The organism is Oleiphilus sp. HI0123 (assembly GCF_001635315.1).
Genome location: NZ_LWGE01001839.1, coordinates 1 through 1,925 on the forward strand (window position 1 = coordinate 1; position 1,925 = coordinate 1,925).

Sequence of the window (1,925 nt, forward strand, 5' to 3'; positions counted from 1 at the left end):
ATCAGTTGCTCAAGCAATACACGAAATTAGTGAAGAGATTCTAGACGCTTTTGAACATCAGAACTTTACCTTTGGGGAGTTGATTCGAGAGCTACCCATTGCAAGGGATCCTTCAAGAATTCCACTTTTACCCCTGCTTTACAACTTTGATACAGGCTTGGAAGACGAACATCTAGATTTTCACGAGCTAAAATGTAGTTTCCACTCAAACCCAAGGTTTTATGAAAACTTTGAACAGTTTATGAATGTCGCCGACTACGGTGACCACTTCACAATCGAGTGCCAGTACAATACTGACCTATTCCTGGAAGAGTCAATCAAAGCCCGAATCGATGAATATATCTGGCTCCTAACCCAGTGTAGTTTTAATCTAAACCAGTCACTCAGCGAGCTGGAACTCAGCCCTATTAACGATTATGAATATTTACTTACTCGTAGCCTAGGTACGCACCATTTCTGGCATGAAGAACAAGCCAACGCCCCTCGCACTGTCGGTCACTACCTTCATCATCAAGCTCAACAATTTGCCGAAAAAGAAGCCGTCATATTTGAGCAGGAAGTCTTAAGCTATCGTCAGCTTGATGAACTTAGCTCACAGTGGGCTCAGCTCCTATTAGAGGAGCACGTATCGGTTGGGGACCGCGTTGGCTTGTGCCTGGACCGCTCTCAGCATATGCTCGCGGCCCTAATTGGCATATTGAAAGTCGGCGCCAGCTATGTCCCGCTTGACCCTGACTTCCCCGATGATCGTTTGGCGTACATGATTGAAGACTCGGGCTTACAACACCTAGTCACTCAAGAAACGCATATCAAGCGCCTGCCTTCTGTTGCACACATACTCAATACCGATCTGATTTCTGAACGTCTATCACAGCAGAACACAGCTTGCCCAGATGTAACAATCCCTGAGGATACAGCTGCGTATATCATCTATACCTCCGGTTCTACCGGAAAGCCTAAAGGCGTTGTGGTACCCCATGCTTCCGTCATGAACTTCTTACACAGCATGGCCGAAAAGCCAGGGCTCCAGGCTGATGATACCCTGATGGCAGTAACAACTTTGTCTTTTGATATTGCCGTACTTGAACTCTACTTGCCACTCTGGGTCGGCGCCAAAATCATTATTGCCAAGAAACAGGATAGTAGTGATGGTCGACGTTTATTAAGCTTGCTGATAAAGCATCAGGCAAACTTCATGCAAGCAACACCCGCCACCTGGCGATTGCTGATCAGTAGTGGCTGGCAGGGTGAGCCTAGATTAAAAGCACTGTGCGGTGGCGAAGCATTGCCATTGGATTTAGCTGAAGAGCTACTTCAACGCTGTAGTGAGCTTTGGAACATGTATGGCCCAACTGAAACCACCGTTTGGTCTAGCTGTGCCCAGATTACACAAACCCAAACACCGCCTGGATTGGGCTTACCTATCGCCAACACTCAGTTATTTGTGCTGGATGAGCAGCTGCGTCCTGTCCCGAACGGCATCGCTGGCGAACTGTACATCGGTGGTGACGGTTTGACCTTAGGCTATAACAATCGTGACGAATTAACCCGGAAGGTCTTTATTCCAAACCCCTTTGGAGACGGCCAACTCTATCGCACCGGTGACAAAGTACGCTACACCCACGACGGCACCCTTATGTATATGGGACGACTGGATCAGCAAGTCAAAGTACGCGGCTACCGAATAGAACTGGGGGAAATTGAGACGCTTATGCGCCAACACGACGCCATTGACGACTGCGCCTTAAGCGTACGAGAAGTCCGTGCCGGCGATACGCGGCTCATCGCTTATGTTGTATGGAAGAATAGCCCGATTAGTCTCAGTGAACTTCGTGAGCACCTGCGACAGCAACTACCCCCTTACATGGTGCCACAGCACCTTGAAGCACTCGGGGAGTTACCACGCACCCTTAACAACAAGCTTG

At 48.6% G+C, this 1,925-nt stretch carries 1 protein-coding gene; it reads left to right on the forward strand.

The genetic code is table 11. The annotated features are described in order from the left end of the window. On the forward strand, positions 1-1,925 hold a 1,925-nt coding region (locus A3761_RS24740), incomplete at both ends, for an amino acid adenylation domain-containing protein (RefSeq protein ID WP_156492109.1).